Source organism: Mesorhizobium sp. P2_F5 (assembly GCF_056403715.1).
Genome location: NZ_JBFUEY010000025.1, coordinates 21,878 through 37,848, shown reverse-complemented (window position 1 = coordinate 37,848; position 15,971 = coordinate 21,878). Strand labels below are relative to the sequence as shown.

Below are 15,971 nucleotides of genomic sequence, written 5' to 3'. Positions count from 1 at the left end.
TTGTCAAGCGCATTTCCACCTGCGGCGGTGATCGGCGACTAACGAACCCCCGCGCAAAGCACGGGCAAATATCGAGAGGAAGTCACGCGCCGGAGACCAGCGCAGGAATGGCCAAAGCCTCATTCGCCTCGTCAAGGATCGAGAAGCTGTAACGCCCATGTGCGTCAAGATCGACGGAGTAGCTCAGGCGATCGAGCATGTGATTGTCCTGGTCGAAGGTGATGATCCGCGGCTTCAACGAGGTGATTCGTCCAGGTAGATGGAGTTGCAGACAATGATCTGGTCGTCTGGCTGGCAGGCGCGGGCCGCCGCCCCGTTGAGAATGCAGCATCGGGAGCCGCGTTCGCCCAGAATGACATAGGTCGAAATCCGCGCACCGGAATTCTTGTTCCATATCTCCACGACTTCCATCGGCAGGATCCCGGCTGCCTCGCAGTGGTCAGGGTCGAGTGTTATCGAGCCGTGGTAGTCGAGGTTCGCTTCGGTGACGTGGATGCCGTGCAGCTTACCGGCGACTATTTTTCGCATTGGTCTTGTTTCCCATCATCATGGATGACTTGTCCCGCCATCCTCTGGGCGGCCGGGTCGCCCCGCTAAATTCCAACGACGAGGGCGCCGCCGCTGAGACCCGCGCCCGCGGCCGTCAGCAGGATTTTCTCGTCCGGCCGAAACGGCTGCGTGCGATGGGCGAGCGACAGCGAGAGCGGAATCGTCGCAGCAGAAGAATTGCCGTATTCGACGATCGTCTTGACGATCGCTTCATCCGCAATGCCGAGGTTTCGCCCGACCGCATCGAACATGCGGGCATTGGCCTGGTGCGGCACGAACCGGTCGATGTCTTGCGGCCGCATGTGGGCGGCAGTGAGCGCGTCCTGAGAACAGGCAGTCATCATCTCCACGGCCTTGGCGAACACTTCGCGGCCATCGGTGATCGTCATCCGGGTCTGCTCGAGGTCGAGGCCGTCATGGAACGGATTGTTGCTTCCTCCCGCGGGTATCTGGATCAGGCCGTAGCGTGAGCCGTCGGAATCCACCGAAGCGCCGAGAATGCCTCGATCGGCATCATCGCAAGGACCGATCACCACCGCGCCGGCGGCATCGGCAAACAACACAGCGCTTGCGCGCTCGGCCGGGTTGATGCGGCGGCTGAGGATGTTGGCGGCAATCACAAGGGCTGCCTTGCCATGCAGGCGGGTGAAACCGTCGGCGAACATCAGCGCATAGATGAAGCCAGCACAGGCGCCGGTCAGGTCGATCGCGCCGGCGCGGCAGAGCCCGAGCCGATGCGCTACCAGGGGTGCGCTCGGCGGCAGGAGGTGATCGGGTGTCGAGGTGGCGAGCAACAACAGGCCGATGTCTCTCCGGTCAATGGCGGCGCTCGCCAGCGCCATGTCGCCCGCTTGCGTGGCGAGGCCCGACAGCGTGTCTTCGTCGGTTGCCCAGAAGCGCGAACGAATTCCGGTGCGCCGCTCGATCCAGCCGGGTTCGAGGCCGAGACGGTTTTCGATTTCCGGGTTCTCGACCTTGCGCGACGGCGCATGATGGCCAAACCCGAGAATGCGCGACGATCTGCTCATGGCCTCGAGCCGAAGCGGTCGCCGGCCTCCTCGATGGCGTCATAGAGCCCGTCCAGTTCCTCGCCGGTGATGCAATAGGGTGGCAGAAGATAGAGGACATTGCCAAGCGGACGCACGAGCAGGCCGCGCTCGAGGAAAAAAGCGCGTAATTTCGGCCCGATCTCGGCCAGATAACCGGCCGAGCCGGTGCGCAGATCGAGGGCCGCGATCGTGCCGGTCGTCCTGCTGTCGGTGAAGTTGGCATTGTCACGAAAGCGCCGAAGCCCGGCGGCCTGCATCGCACTCAACGCCGCGACCCGCTCGGCCACAGGCTCGTCGCGCCAGATCTCGACATTGGCGAGTGCTGCCGCGCAGGCAATCGGATTGGCGGTGTAGGAACTCGAGTGGAAGAATGTCTTCTTCCGGTCCACCGAATAATGAGCCTGAAAGATCGCATCCGTGGCAAGCGTTGCGGCCAGCGGGATTACGCCGCCAGTCAGGCCTTTCGAGGTGCACAGGATGTCCGGAGAGATCGATGCCTGCTCGCAGGCGAACATGGTCCCGGTGCGTCCCCAGCCCGTCATAACCTCATCGGCGATCAGCAGCGTGCCGGAGGCCTCAGTGATCTTCTTCAATTCAGCCAGAACCCAGGCCGGATACATCAGCATGCCGCCGGCGCCAAGCACGAGTGGTTCGACGATCAGCGCGGCGACGCGCCGGTCGCGGCTGACGGCCTCGAAACGATCCAGCGTTTCCTGTTCGTGCCCGGCGGCCGGGAAGGGGATGGTGTCGACCTCGAACAGCAAAGGCTCGTAGGCAGCGTTGAACACGCCGCGGGCGCCGACACTCATCGTCCCGATCGTGTCACCATGATAGCTGTGCTCCATGACGACGATGCGCGAGCGCGGTGCGCCGATGTTGCCGAAATAGCCGAGCGCCATCTTCAGCGCGACCTCGACCGAGGTCGAGCCGCTGTCGGAATAGAACACCCAGTCGAGTCCGGGCGGAGCGAGGCCGACAAGTGCGCTGGCCAGGCGTTCGGCCGGCTCATGGGTGAAGCCGGCGAAGATGATCTGGTCGAGGCTCGCCGCGGTCGTCTCGATAGCCTTCATGATTCGGGGATGGCGGTGCCCGTGCGTGACGACCCACCAGGAAGAAATGGCATCCAGGATGCGCCTGCCGTCGGCCTTGTGGAGATAGGCGCCTTCCGTCCGGACGATTTCAGGAATGGTAGGTTCAAGCGCGTGCTGGGTGAAGGGGTGCCAAACCTGGGACTGCGGCATCATTCGCCTCCCGCGACCGCTGTGAGGTCGAAGCCGGCAACCATCGCTTCCCGCAGCGTTTCACTCGTCAGCGGATCGATGTGCGGCAGCCTGCCAAGCTGTGGCACGCTGCTGAATTCCACAATTGTTCGCTGCGTATCGGCCACTTCATCGCCGATGAAGGCAATGCCGATGAGCGGGATAGAGCGGGCCCTGAGCGCCTCGATCGACAGCAGGGTGTGGTTGATCGTGCCGAGCTTGGTACGGGCGCATAGAATGACCGGCACCCGCCACTGAGCGAATATGTCGATGAACTTGGTGCGCCGGTTGAGCGGCACCATCAGTCCCCCGGCACCTTCGATGACGATCGGACCCGGCAAGTTCGGAAGCGAGAGCTCTGCGACGTCTATCGCAACGCCGTCGAGTTCGGCTGAACGATGTGGCGACAGTGGCTCCTTCAGCCGATACACTTCGGGCAGCACGCGCCCCGGCGGCAGGCCTGCGAGCCGTTCCACGACCTCGCTGTCGGTTTCGCCGTCGAGGCCCGATTGCACCGGCTTCCAGTAGAAGCCGTCGAGCAAACCGGCGAGCCCGGCCGAAAACACTGTCTTGCCAATGCCGGTGTCTGTTCCGGTGACGACGATGCGTTTGGTCATGCCGATCCCAGCACCTCGGCAAGTGCCTCGACCATCGCCGAAATGTCGGCTTCGCCGACGTTCAGCGTCAGCGAAATGCGCAGGCGCGATGTGCCCTCGGGAACGGTCGGCGGACGAATGCCGCGAATGTCGAAACCGCGTGCCTGCAGCGCCGCCGCCACCGCCATGGTGCGTCCGACATCGCCGATGACAAAGGGCTGGATCTGCGAGCCGCTGGGTGCCACGCCGCAGCGCTCGGCCAGTTGGCGGCCCGCGAAGGCAACGCGCTCCTGCAACTGGACACGGCGTTGGGGCTCATCGGACAGCATGGCAATCGCCTCTCGAGCCGCGACCGCCATTAGCGGCGATGGCGCGGTGGCGTAGATGAATGGCCGGCAACGGTTGACGAGATAGTCACACAACGTCCGCGGTCCGGTGACGAGTGCGCCGGACGCGCCGAGCGCCTTGCCGCAAGTATGGAGCGCAATGATGTTGTTGCGGCCCTCGAACGCGGCGGCCAGCCCGCGGCCGTCCGGTCCCCAGACACCGGTGGCATGCGCCTCATCGACGACGATGAATGCCTCGTGCCGATCGGCGAGCGCGATCAGGCTCTCCATCGGCGCACGGTCGCCATCCATGCTGTAGAGGCTTTCGATTCCGATCCAGGCGCGCCCCATGCCGCCTTCGGCACGCCAGCGGGTGATCGCATCCTCGACAGCATCGACGTCGTTGTGCGCGGCGAGCTTGAACTCGGCGCGGCCAGCGCGGGCCCCCTCATGCATGCTGGCATGGGCGAGTTCGTCGAGAACCAGAAGGTCGCCCTTCTGCGGCAAAGCGGTCAGGAGAGCGAAGTTGGCGATGTAACCGCTACCGAAGAACAGCGCGCGTTCGGCTCCGAAGAACACCGCAGCATCCGCCTCCAGGGCCTCGTGTTCCGGGGCATTGCCGCGCAACAGCCGCGATCCGGTGGCGCCGACCGGCGTGCCCCGCGCGATCGCCGCCGCAACCGCATCGCCAAGCCGTTTGGAAGCGGCAAGTCCGAGATAGTCGTTCGAGGAGAAGTCGAGACCGGCGCGCGGCGACAGCGTCCGCAGCCGGTCCTTGCGCGCCAGTCCCTGCAAGGTCGCGTCATAGCGGGCAAGCGGTGCCCCGTTCATTGCGCCTCGAGTTCCATAGGCTCGATGCCGAGGCGCCGGAACAGCAGAATATCCTTGTCTTCGCCAGGATTGTCCGCCGTCAGCAGCGTGTCGCCGACGAAGATCGAATTGGCGCCGGCAAAGAAGCACAGTGCCTGCATCTCGTCGGTCATGGCGGTGCGGCCGGCGGAAAGACGGACATGCGATTTCGGCATCATGATGCGCGCCAGCGCGATCACGCGTACGAATTCGATCGGCTCGATCGGCTTGGCTTCGGCAAGCGGGGTGCCGGCGATCGGGATCAGCATGTTGATCGGAACGCTTTGCGGATGCTCCGGCAGATTGGCCAGCGTCACCAGCATGTCGATCCGGTCTACCGGTTCTTCGCCCATGCCGACAATGCCGCCGCTGCAGACCTTTATGCCGGCCTGGCGAACCTGCTCGAGCGTATCGAGCCGATCGGCAAAGCTGCGCGTGCTGATGATCTCGCTGTAGTAGCGTTCCGACGTATCGATGTTGTGGTTGTAGTAGTCGAGACCCGCCTGTTTCAGACGAGCGGTCTGCTCAAGATCGAGCATGCCAAGGGTCATGCAGGTCTCCATGCCGAGCGCCTTGACGCCTTCGACCATGGCCACGACCGCATCCATGTCGCGCGCCTTGGGGTTTCGCCAGGCTGCGCCCATGCAATAGCGGGTGGCGCCGGCGTCGCGCGCCTTGGTCGCCTCTGTGATGACGCGCTTGACCTCCATCAGCTTCGACGCCTTCAGGCCGGTTTCGTGGTGCGCCGACTGGCTGCAATAGCCGCAATCCTCGGGGCAGCCGCCCGTCTTGATGCTGAGAAGCCGGCTGAGCTGGACCTTGTTGGGATCGAAATTCTGGCGGTGAACGGTTTGCGCCTGAAACAGCAGGTCGTTGAAAGGCGCGTCGTGGAGCGCCTGGGCTTCTTCCAGCGTCCACATCCGATGGTGGTCGAAGGATTGAGCTTCAGGCAGGGTCTTTTCCGAAATTGCTGCGCGCATTTCCATCCTGTTCCTTGCGTTGTGCGACACGGGCGCCTTTGAAAGGGCGGACACGGTCGAGAGAAGCTGGGTAGGCTAGATGGTCAGCCTCGAGGGTCAAGTCTGACGGTAGTCGAGGCCGATATCGAGGATCGGCGCGCTGTGAGTCAACCAGCCGATGGAAATCAGATCGATGCCGGTTGCGGCAACGGCTGGCGCAATCGCGGCGGTGATCCTGCCAGACGCTTCGGTGATTGACCGTCCCGCAACCAATGCCACAGCCTCGCGCAACTCATCGATCGACATGTTGTCGAGCAGGACGGCGTCGGGGGTGAGGCCCATGGCCTCTTCCAACTGGACCAGCGTATCGACCTCGACTTCGATCTTGACGAGATGGCCGACGCTGCGTCGCGCACGCTCGATTGCCGGGCGAATTCCGCCGGCGATGGCGATGTGGTTGTCCTTGATCAGGATCGCGTCGTCGAGACCGAAACGGTGATTGGAACCGCCACCGGCGCGCACGGCATATTTTTCGACAGCTCGCAAACCGGGCGTCGTCTTGCGCGTACAGACGATCTTTGCGCCGTGGTCGCGAACCGCCGCAACGACCGATGCCGTCGCCGTGGTGATGCCGCTCAGATGACAGAGAAAATTGAGCGCTGTCCGTTCCGCCGTGAGTATAGCGCGGGCCGGGCCGCTGACAGTTGCGATGACCTCTCCGGGCGCCACTTCGCTGCCGTCCGTACGATGCACCTTGATGTCAACGTTCTGGTCGATGAGCCTGAAGGCAAGCGTCGCCAGATCGATCCCGGCGACTGTTCCGGCTTGGCGCGCACTCAGCACGGTTGTCGTATGATGATCCTTTGGCACGATGGCATCGGTGGTCAAGTCGCCAGCCCTGCCGAGATCTTCGAGCAGAGCTGCCCGCACCAGAGGCTCGAGCATGATTGCGGGAAGCGGTGAGAGGTTCATCATGCGACGCTTTCCAGCGCTGGCGAGGATGCAAGTTCCCGCGCCGCAGCAATGGCCGCATCGAGCGTGATTTCGGAACGGCGAGCCACGGTTGCATGATGCGGAAAGTCGGTCCGGAAATGAGCGCCGCGGCTCTCCCGGCGCAGCAAGGCGGCAATGGTGATCATCAACCCGACGGCGGCGGGATCGGACGCCGCATCGTGGCGTTCTGCGAGCGGCAACAAGGCGCTTGCGGCGGCTTTCAAGGCTTCGCCATCCCGCACGACGCCGAGCGCGCGCGACAAAAGAGAGCGCACTGGTATCGGATCGGGCGAAGGGCAATCGCTTGCAATCGCCGGCGTTGCTCGGCGGGCAGGGGTTCCCGCCAGGCTTTCCGCAACCCAGCGCGCGCAGACCACGGCCTCGGTCAAGGAATTGCTGGCAAGCCGGTTGGCGCCATGCAGCCCGGTCGAGGCGACCTCACCGCAGGCCCAAAGTCCCGGGATCGACGTGCGCCCGGCCAGATCCACGGCGACGCCGCCCATGTGGTAGTGCTGCGCCGGCCGGATGGGAATGAGGTCGCGCGCCGGATCGATGCCGGCCTTGCCGCAGGCTGACGCGATCGTCGGAAACTGCCGGGCGAATGCAGCACCCGGCTTTTCCCGCGCGTCGAGGAAGACTAGATGACCGTCCGCGAGATGCTTCCAGACTGCGCGCGCGACGATGTCGCGCGGTGCGAGTTCCGCCCCTCGCACAGTGTCGAGGAACCGTCTTCCTGTCTCGTCGACGATTGTTGCACCTTCGCCGCGAACGGCCTCGCTGATGAGCGGCATCGGACGGCCGGGCCCGTCAAGCGCGGTCGGGTGGAACTGGATGAACTCCAGGTCGGCAAGGACAGCGCCCGCACGCGCTGCGAGCGCAAGGCCCTGTCCGCAGCTGCCCAGCGGGTTGGTTGAGTCATGGAACAGGCCGCCGATCCCGCCAGTGGCGAGGACGACCCCTCCCGTGGCGAGGAACACTGGACCTGTCGAACAGTTCGCCAGAACGCCGGCGATCCTGCCGTCCTCCACGGCCAGCCGGCGTGCTTCGACACCCTCGACGACCTCTATAGTCGGCGTCGATCTCACGGCGGCGACCAGTGCGCGCATGACCTGCCGGCCGCTCCCGTCGCCTCCGGCATGAACGATGCGTCGGCGGCTGTGCGCGGCTTCCAGTCCGAGACGAAGAGCGCCCGCCGGCGTCCGATCGAAGCGAACCCCACGGCGCGCCAGATCCTCGATCGCGGCGGGCGCGGCGTGTACGATGCGCGTTGCTGCGTGCGCATCGCAAAGACCATCACCCGCGAGAAGCGTGTCGGCAAGATGGAGCGCTGGTTCATCATCGTCGCCCAGGCTCGCGGCTAGACCGCCCTGCGCCCACGCGCTCGATGCATCCGCGCCGAGCGGTGATCGCGACAGGAGAAGCGCCGGTTCGGGCGCCAGCTGCAGCGCCGTCATCAGCCCGGCTATGCCGCCGCCGATGATGACCGGCCGGCCCGAGAGATCGCGAAACTCCATGCTCATACCGCCAGCATCCGCTCGACGGCAAGCCGCGCGCGCCCGGCAATCTCCGGTTCGATGGTCACGACATGGCGGTTCTGCTCGAGTGCGGCACGGATGTTGGCCAGCGTTATCCGCTTCATGTGCGGGCACAAATTGCAAGGCCGGATGAACTCGACATCGGGGTGCTCGACCGCGACATTGTCGCTCATCGAGCACTCGGTCATCAGCACGACCCGCGCCGGCTTTTGCCTTCCGACATAATCGGACATGGCAGCCGTCGAGCCGGAGAAATCCGCTTCCGCGACCACTTCCGGCGGACATTCAGGATGCGCCAATACCGTGACGCCAGGATGACTTTCGCGCAACTGGCGGATGTCGGCGGGCGTGAAGCGCTCATGCACCTCGCAATGGCCTTTCCAGGCGATGATCTCAACGTCGGTCTGGGCGGCGATGTTCTGGGCCAGATACTCGTCCGGCAGCATGATCACACGGGGAACGCCAAGCGACTCGACGACGGCCTTCGCGTTGCCTGACGTACAGCAGATGTCGGACTCCGCCTTCACCGCGGCGGATGTGTTGACATAGGTGACGATTGGCACGCCGGGATAGTGTTGGCGCAGCAGGCGGATGTCGTCGGCGGTAATGGAGTCCGCCAGCGAGCAGCCGGCCCGTAGGTCGGGAATGAGCACCGTCTTTTGTGGATTGAGCAGCTTCGCCGTCTCGGCCATGAAATGCACGCCGGCCAGCACGATGATATCGGCTTCGACCGTCATCGCCTTGCGCGCGAGCGCCAGGCTGTCGCCGACGATGTCGGCCACGCAGTGGAAAATTTCCGGCGTCTGGTAGTTATGCGCCAGGATGACGGCGTTTCGCTGCCGTTTCAGTTCGAGAATGGCCTCGATATCATCCGCGAATGCCGGCCATTCAATAGGCGGAATGACTCGCCGCACCCGGTCGTAAAGCGAAGCCGTGCGCACCGAGGCGCTGTGCATACCCTGCATGCTTATGCTCCAAGTGAGTATAACGGAGACATATGCTTAACTTGAGCATAAGGAAAGTCAAGCGCGTGAAAGTGGCAATTTCGTCCCTGCGACAGCTCGTTCAGCCAGAACCGTCTGACGGAAACGGAAACGCTTCGCCGGGCGCCCGCCTGTGTCCGACATCGTCTCGCCTGTCTCCTCGACCAGGTCCTGCTGTTCGATAAGGCGCCGGAAATTCTGCTTGTGCACGAGCCTGCCGGCGAGCGCTTCGACCGTGCGCTGCAGCTGCAGCAGCGTAAATGTCGGCGGCATCAGCTCGAACACGACCGGGCGGTACTTGATCTTTGTGCGAAGCCTGGCGATTCCGGTCGCCAGAATGCGACGATGATCGGCGATCATCGACCGACCGGGCATGGGCGACCGACTGTCGCTGCCGTGTTTCGCCTCCGCTACCAAGGCTGCTTCATAAAGCAGTTCGTACCGCTGCAGGACGAGTTCTTCGTTCCAGTCGCGATCATCCAGCCCGAAGGCGTATGCCACACGCTGCCGGCGGTCGCGGCGCATCCCTGGATCTTCCACGTCGTCGGCCCAGGCCAAAAGTCGGGGCATGAGGACGTCAAGCAGGATAGGTGGCACTCCTGCGCGGTGATCTTCCCACGGAAAGTAGTCATACCAGGCGCGCCAGCCATGCGTTGCGAATTTCTCGCCCTGCTCTTCGCGTGTCAGACCGAGATAACTGATGGAGATCTGCACGCGCTCATCACCGGTGCGATCGCGATCGGCAAAGGTGTAGAGCTGTTCGATATAGCCCAACGGGTGACCGGTCTGCCGCTCCACCCACGCCCGTAGGCCCGACTGCAAGGAACGATGGCCAAGCTCAAAGGGACCCGATGGCAAAGCTTGAGCCTGACTGATGGTGAGGACACGTGGCTCACCATCGGTCACTGCAATGACCACCGCGATCAGGTCCGCGCTGACGGTCTGGCTCTGTTTTTTCTTTCCAGCCTGCCGCGTCGTCAGAGATTTCTTTTCTTGCATTGGGTTCCGATGGCATTCCGATATGAAACGGCGCTCGGATAACCAAGCACGGCGAAGGTGAACTGCCGCACGCCGCCCGTCAACGCTCAGCGCGGAACGATGGGTGAAAACAGCACAGGCAGCCGCGCCGGTTACTTATTGTTGGGAACTGGGCCGTGGTTGGCACCGACCGACAGATCGGCGCATGATCCAAGACAGGCCTAAATAGGCAGGCCCAATGGATACTACGAGAGCTCGGGGCGTATGGGACAAGCAAACTTGTGACTTGTCTGTCACCCGACTAACTGTAAGGCGATACGTCAGTCGAACGTCAAGCGACGTTGACGCTCGAATGCCCTCCTGGTCCGTGCACGCGCCATAGCGCTCAGCAGATCTTGGCAGAGCGGGTCAATTTTGGCGTCAATCGTGATTGCCGTCGGGGGCAGCCATTGTCATTGGATACCCCGTGATATCTGCGGCCAGGGCATTTGATTGGCTGACCAATCCTTGCTGGGTTGGCTGAATACTGCAGGCGGCCAATACGGCCTTCAGGCCGATTGGCCGATAGAGCGCTGTAAACGCAGCGTAGTCAGATCTTCGAGCAGCCCCGGGGGCCTCTGGCGCTTGCTTGGCCAATCCACGAGCCATCTTTCCACTCCGATGGGTTGATGGTCCAATATCTCATGGATCCACGCTTATGTAAACGTTGACATTGGGATTCTTTGCCACTTATATGTTGGCATAGCGCAGCTTCCCGGCCACCTTCGACGGCAAGCAGGGGGAACGAATGGTCTTAAGGGGAACCAGGCTTTTAGCGGCTGCAACGGGTCTTCTGCTATTGGCCTCGGTGGACGGTTTGGTGTTTGATTGGCGCTTGAGTGCAGGCTTGCGCGACATAGTCGAGGCCAGCGTGGAGAAACAGGCAGAAACGGCCGAGGCCAAGGTGCAAATATACGATGCACTGTGGGCAGGCCTGCTCGGTATCCCGGAAAAAAAACGGTAACGTTTCTCGCGGCGCCTTTAGCGTCGCGGTGATCATGCAGCGGACCGAGTGATTCAATATCAACTCCGCCAGACTGCTTATCCTTAGCCTTTGTATTGACTTGCCACTTGTTGGGCGATTTCGGCGACGATCGAATTCAACGGCATGTTGGCTCGCTTGAAGAAGCTTGCCGTAAACGACAGTACGGGCATGTCATCGCTGGTTTCGACAATACGCAGCTGACCTGCCGCCAGTTGCTCGCCAACGACTTGACGTGGAATCGCCGCAACGCCGATGCCGTCGATCGTCATGCGGATGATTGAGGAGAGCGAAGAGTTGGCAAAAATGCGGACCTTGTGCAGATGCGCTTTCTCAAACAGTTCCCGTAGTTGCCAATAGGGTTGGGTGCGACGGGCAAAAGTAATGATTGGGTATGCGGCCAGGTCCTCCAGGGCGACAGGATTCGAATTCAGTGGCAAATCCGCCGGCACAATCCAACTTATGGGGTAGTCGCAAAGCGGCAAATTTGCAGCATTGCCAACATTGACGGGTCCAATGAGCAGGGCGACGTTGATACTGCCCTCGACCAGTGCGGAGGCTAAGTTCGCCGATCCGTCGACACTGATTTCAAGTGTGATTGAAGGATATTCATGATTTAGGCGCTTCAGCAAATCTGGAAGCCAGGTATGCGCAATCGTATCTGAGACACCGAGCTGAACCGTGCCACCAAGACCATCCCGACCCGCGATGGCTAGGACCATCTCAGTTCGAAGCGCCATCATGCGCTCAACGTAAACCAGTAGCTCTCGACCTTTGGGAGTTAGGTGGCTACCGCGCTTGTCTCGCTCGAGGAGCCGCACTTTGAGTTCCTGCTCGAGTTGAGCAATTCTGGCGGAGACAGCCGGCTGTGTCGTGTTGAGCTTCTCGGCCGCGCGATGAAACCCCCCAGTCTGGGCCACCATATAAAAGGTCTCGAGCGTTCTCAGGTCGATCATGGGCACCATTCCCTTTGCACTAGTTAGCGCCAAGGACTCGAGAACCCAAGCCGAATTAATGACGTTCGCGGATACTTGCCCAATGACCTCCGCGGGGAGCGAGTTGCACGATCTGCATCCAGGCAAGCTACTCTGACAGGGAGACGAACTAGGATGGGGAATCCGACTGGATTGCAGAAACCTTTGGTTGAAAGGGCTTTACGAGCTGTTGCAACCAACGAAGCTAGGACACTCCCTACCGGTTTTGCGCGAATTGATTCTGTCCGACCCTTCAAGTCGAAGCTGGCTCAAATTGGAAGCGGCCGCTTAGCAGATCTTTTTCCTGGATATCCGTAATGAGCATACAGCCAGGGCTGTGGGTAATGGCGATTGGCGGCTTTGCTTCTGCCAAGGCCACCTGCGGAGTTACACCGCATGCCCAGAACAGCGGGATCTCACCTTCGTGCAAGGGTACGGCATCGCCGTAGTCTGGTCGTGAGAGATCCTTGATGCCGATCACCGCCGGTTCCCCGAAATGCACAGGAGCCCCGTGGACTTGAGGCAATCGAGCGGTGATTTCTATCGCACGGATCGCGCCCGCCGGCGTCATCGGTCGCATCGACACGACAAGTTTTCCCGAAAAGCGGCCTGCTGGGGCGCATTCGATGTTCGTGCGGAACATTGGCACGTTGCGACCCAGATCGATATGACGCACGGCAATTCCGGCGTTCTGCAAAGCCCATTCGAATGAGAACGAGCATCCAATCACGAAAGATACGAAATCGTGGCGCCAGTGGCTTGAGATATCTGGCGTTTCCTCAACGAGCCTGCCGTCCCGGAACACGCGATAGCTTGGCACATCCGAGCGAATGTCGATGTCTGAGCCAAGGGTCGGCAAAGTCGGATCTCCCGGCTTGCCGACTGCGAGCAAGGGACAGGGCTTTGGGTTTGCTTGGCAAAAGCGAAGAAAATCGGTTGCCCAGAGCTTCGGCAATATGACCAAGTTGCCTTGCGCAGAACCTGGAGCCATGCCCGACGTCTGATGTGTTATGCGGCCGGCACGTATATCAGCACGAATTGTCTGCGCATCGCGCTTAGCGCTCGACTCCTCCGCATTTGCCATGGCCCGCTTGATCCTTTTTTTGAGTGCCTTTTGGGCGAGAGAATTCGTCGTCGCCGCAGACAGCGTCAAATCTCGATACGCGATGACCCCAGATAGAATTTCTTGATCACGAGCTTTCGGAATTCTGGGCTCGAATTACAGACGTGCCTCGCGGGCGGCGGATGTCTGCCGCGGGCACGGCATCTGCGTTGTGATCTTCCACAAGTTCCGGGCCGGCCATGGTGGATGGACGTGTCGGCCCAGGAGGTGATCGAGAAGGGGAACGGCTGAACCTGTGCCGGCCGAGCAGGTGCTCGAGAAAGCGATCCTGGAGGGAGTTGTGTCGCCTACGCCGAAACGACGTGGCAAGCCCATGGCCGCATGGACTCTCCGCGCGGGTCCGCAGTCCAGGTCTATGCGCCAACGAGGAGTCTTCAGAAACTAAAATCACAATTGGATCATATGATCCTCTTGACATGCGATTGGATCATAGTGTTTACTCCGTCAATCGAGACTGAAGTGCCCAAGAAATGCCAGCTCTTGACCTGGCAGCGCTGCACTTGGCGACATTTTTATGGAACTGCTCAGCGAGGAGACTCCAAGTATCTGCAGCAGGAGCACGACACGCGCCAGCAGAACCCTCCACAGTGCGCCCACTCCGCAAGAAAATCATGGGGATTTAGCGTCGATGACGAATGAAAGCCGACCAGCCATCTACGACGTCGTGATTGTCGGTGCTGGCCCATCCGGGGCGGTGGCCGCAAAACGCCTGGCGGAAGAGGGAATGTCCGTCATCTGTCTTGAGCAGGGTGAGTACCCCGACTACACGAAGCTTCGACACTCTGGCTTCGAGTTCGAGCTGACAAAGAACCAGTATTTCGCCACAAACCCAAATCGGCGGAAGGCACCCTCGGACTATCCTATCGACGTCAGCAGTTCCGATGTGGAACCGCTGATGTGGAATGGTGTCGGCGGGAGTTCTGTACTTTATGCTGCCGCGTGGCATCGACTTAAACCCAGCGATTTCCGGGTGCGCACCGTTGACGCAATCGCCGACGACTGGCCTTTGAGCTACGCGGACCTTGAACCTTATTACACGCGGGTCGAGAATGATTTCGCAGTTTCGGGGGTAGGGGGCGACCCAGCCTATCCGCCTGGGTTCGATATACCGCTGCCGCCGTTTCCTTTGTCAGAAATGGATAGGAAGATCGCGGCGGCCCATGATCGGCTTGGCTGGCATTGGTGGCCAGGCAGCAATTCCATCGCGACGGTGAAGCACAACGGACTCTTGCCCTGTGTGCGACGTGGTGCGTGCACATGGGGTTGCTTTGATGGCGCCAAGGCTTCGGTCGACCGTACGCATTGGCCAACATGTATCAAGCTTGGAGTGAAACTCGTCCAGAACGCGCGCGTATTGCGCGTCGAAACGGGATCCGACGGTCTCGCCACCGGCGTTACCTATGTCGATAGGAAAACGGGGCTTACCCATTTTCAGCCAGGCCGCACTGTCATTGTCTCGGCCAACGGCGTGGGTACGCCCAGGCTGCTTTTGAATTCCGCTTCGAGCGACCATCCGAACGGATTGGCCAATTCCTCCGGCCTGGTGGGCAAACGATTGATGATGCACCCCTATGGCACCGTGAGCGGCCTGTTCGATGACTTTTTTGAAAATTGGCAAGGACCCTACGGTCAGCGTTCCTATTCTCTGGAGTTCGCCGAAACCCGGAAGGACACAAACTTCTACCGCGGCGCAAAGTGGCAATTGATGGGAATGGGTGGCCCGCTTGCAACGGTGGGCACCTGGCCATGGGGCGCCAACGGCGATGTGTGGGGTGAGAACTTCCATGCCACCGTGCAAAAGCGGTTCGGCCGTTCCGCATACTGGGGGATCATGGCCGAGGACCTTCCGAATGAGGAGAATATGGTTTCTCTCGATCCAGACCTGACCGACGCCGATGGTATGCCGGCGGCGAAAGTCACATACAAGGCATCGCAAAACACCTGGGATCTCCTCAACTACAACCAAGCGCGCGCTGTTGAGTCCATGCGGGAGGCAGGTGCCTATGAAACTGCGGTGATGCCGCTTCAGCGGGAGACCGGCTGGCATATTCTTGGAAGTGTGCGTATGGGCGACGACCCGCGCACCTCCGTCGTCGACGCTTTTGGCCGGTCACACGACGTGCCCAACCTTTTCGTCATGGACGGAAGCGTCATGCCCACGTCCGGAGCCGTAAATCCAACCGGAACGGTTGCTGCGCTGGCGCTGCGAAATTCCGAAGCGATCATTGAAAACAGGCGCACACAACCGGTCAGTAGGGCCGCCGAGGCGCTAAAAATTGGGACTGTGAGCCCATGACTTACAACATCGATGATTTTCGGGCCAGGATCGCCTGGGTCTCGGACACCCTAATCCCGTCAGACCCCAAATCCGGGATGCCCTCTGCTACGGAAGTTGGCGTCCCCGAACGTTTGTTACCCCGCGCTCTGAAAGAGCGTGATGATATGGCCGCGCCATTCTTTGGGGCATTGCTGCGCCTGCCCGAGGCCCGTCCAAAAAATGCTTTGGACGCGATCCGCGCTTTGGGCGCCCAAGACTTCCACACAATCTCGTTCCTGATCGCGGGGGCCTATTTCCTGGACGAGACGGTCAACCAAAAACTACGTTATCCGGGGCAGGAAGCGCTTTACGAGACACCAGACTACGACGAGATCATGGAAACAATAGAGCGGGTCCAGGCAAGAGGCTCGGTTTATGTGGATGTCCCGGAAGGTCGCGGATCCGCTTGACGTCCCAATACCGAGGCGGCGTTCTGGTGAGGCGGCCGGCAATACAACAC

At 61.3% G+C, this 15,971-nt stretch carries 14 protein-coding genes and 1 pseudogene; 3 read left to right on the top strand and 12 right to left on the bottom strand.

All coding sequences use genetic code 11. The features are described from left to right. Nucleotides 1–82: 82 nt before the first annotated feature. The 10 genes and pseudogenes from panD to AC1DYO_RS27060 all read right to left on the bottom strand — a co-directional run bounded on the left by panD (nucleotide 83) and on the right by AC1DYO_RS27060 (nucleotide 10,097). Nucleotides 83–528 (bottom strand): annotated as a pseudogene (gene panD, locus AC1DYO_RS27105) (aspartate 1-decarboxylase). Between the two features lie 65 nt (nucleotides 529–593). Next, nucleotides 594–1,577 carry a beta-ketoacyl-ACP synthase III gene (locus AC1DYO_RS27100; RefSeq protein WP_477267483.1) on the bottom strand — a complete coding sequence of 328 codons (984 nt, stop codon included), beginning with the start codon at nucleotides 1,575–1,577 and terminating at the stop codon, nucleotides 594–596. Further along, the gene (locus tag AC1DYO_RS27095) at nucleotides 1,574–2,839 is read right to left on the bottom strand and encodes an adenosylmethionine--8-amino-7-oxononanoate transaminase (protein ID WP_477267482.1); all 1,266 of its coding nucleotides are present in this window, start codon (nucleotides 2,837–2,839) and stop codon (nucleotides 1,574–1,576) included. The genes AC1DYO_RS27100 and AC1DYO_RS27095 overlap by 4 nt, the downstream gene beginning before the upstream one ends. After that, nucleotides 2,839–3,474: a dethiobiotin synthase gene (gene bioD / locus AC1DYO_RS27090; protein WP_477267481.1), complete on the bottom strand. Its 636-nt coding sequence runs from the start codon at nucleotides 3,472–3,474 to the stop codon at nucleotides 2,839–2,841. The genes AC1DYO_RS27095 and bioD overlap by 1 nt, the downstream gene beginning before the upstream one ends. Continuing rightward, nucleotides 3,471–4,610, bottom strand: coding sequence for an 8-amino-7-oxononanoate synthase (locus AC1DYO_RS27085; protein WP_477267480.1), 1,140 nt, complete (start codon nucleotides 4,608–4,610; stop codon nucleotides 3,471–3,473). The genes bioD and AC1DYO_RS27085 overlap by 4 nt, the downstream gene beginning before the upstream one ends. Continuing rightward, nucleotides 4,607–5,548 carry a biotin synthase BioB gene (gene bioB / locus AC1DYO_RS27080; protein ID WP_477267515.1) on the bottom strand — a complete coding sequence of 314 codons (942 nt, stop codon included), beginning with the start codon at nucleotides 5,546–5,548 and terminating at the stop codon, nucleotides 4,607–4,609. Before bioB ends, AC1DYO_RS27085 begins: the two co-directional genes overlap by 4 nt. Before the next feature lie 156 nt (nucleotides 5,549–5,704). Beyond that, nucleotides 5,705–6,559 (bottom strand): carboxylating nicotinate-nucleotide diphosphorylase, encoded by an 855-nt coding sequence (gene nadC / locus AC1DYO_RS27075; RefSeq protein ID WP_477267514.1) that lies wholly within the window; start codon nucleotides 6,557–6,559, stop codon nucleotides 5,705–5,707. After that, a complete protein-coding gene (locus AC1DYO_RS27070) occupies nucleotides 6,559–8,100 on the bottom strand; it encodes an L-aspartate oxidase (protein WP_477267479.1) in 1,542 nt (513 codons plus the stop codon). The genes nadC and AC1DYO_RS27070 overlap by 1 nt, the downstream gene beginning before the upstream one ends. After that, complete coding sequence (gene nadA / locus AC1DYO_RS27065; protein WP_477267513.1) at nucleotides 8,097–9,071, bottom strand: quinolinate synthase NadA; 975 nt, start codon at nucleotides 9,069–9,071, stop codon at nucleotides 8,097–8,099. Before nadA ends, AC1DYO_RS27070 begins: the two co-directional genes overlap by 4 nt. Nucleotides 9,072–9,137: 66 nt before the next feature. Then, entirely contained in the window at nucleotides 9,138–10,097 is a 960-nt protein-coding gene (locus AC1DYO_RS27060; RefSeq protein WP_477267478.1) for an NUDIX hydrolase, read from the bottom strand. A 766-nt stretch (nucleotides 10,098–10,863) separates the two neighbouring features. Between AC1DYO_RS27060 and AC1DYO_RS27055 the strand changes: the two genes are divergently transcribed. Continuing rightward, on the top strand, nucleotides 10,864–11,079 hold the full coding sequence (locus AC1DYO_RS27055) for a hypothetical protein (protein WP_477267477.1): 216 nt from the start codon (nucleotides 10,864–10,866) through the stop codon (nucleotides 11,077–11,079). 83 nt (nucleotides 11,080–11,162) lie between these two features. On the opposite strand, the gene AC1DYO_RS27050 is transcribed toward AC1DYO_RS27055, so the two are convergent. Both AC1DYO_RS27050 and AC1DYO_RS27045 read right to left on the bottom strand, forming a co-directional pair. Continuing rightward, nucleotides 11,163–12,053: a LysR family transcriptional regulator gene (locus AC1DYO_RS27050; protein WP_477267476.1), complete on the bottom strand. Its 891-nt coding sequence runs from the start codon at nucleotides 12,051–12,053 to the stop codon at nucleotides 11,163–11,165. Nucleotides 12,054–12,324: 271 nt separating this feature from the next. Then, nucleotides 12,325–13,155, bottom strand: a complete 831-nt coding sequence (locus AC1DYO_RS27045; RefSeq protein WP_477267475.1) for a putative hydro-lyase — start codon at nucleotides 13,153–13,155, stop codon at nucleotides 12,325–12,327. A gap of 667 nt (nucleotides 13,156–13,822) precedes the next feature. Between AC1DYO_RS27045 and AC1DYO_RS27040 the strand changes: the two genes are divergently transcribed. Continuing rightward, entirely contained in the window at nucleotides 13,823–15,490 is a 1,668-nt protein-coding gene (locus AC1DYO_RS27040; RefSeq protein ID WP_477267474.1) for a GMC family oxidoreductase, read from the top strand. Then, on the top strand, nucleotides 15,487–15,921 hold the full coding sequence (locus AC1DYO_RS27035) for a hypothetical protein (RefSeq protein WP_477267473.1): 435 nt from the start codon (nucleotides 15,487–15,489) through the stop codon (nucleotides 15,919–15,921). The genes AC1DYO_RS27040 and AC1DYO_RS27035 overlap by 4 nt, the downstream gene beginning before the upstream one ends. The last annotated feature ends 50 nt before the right edge of the window (nucleotides 15,922–15,971 follow it).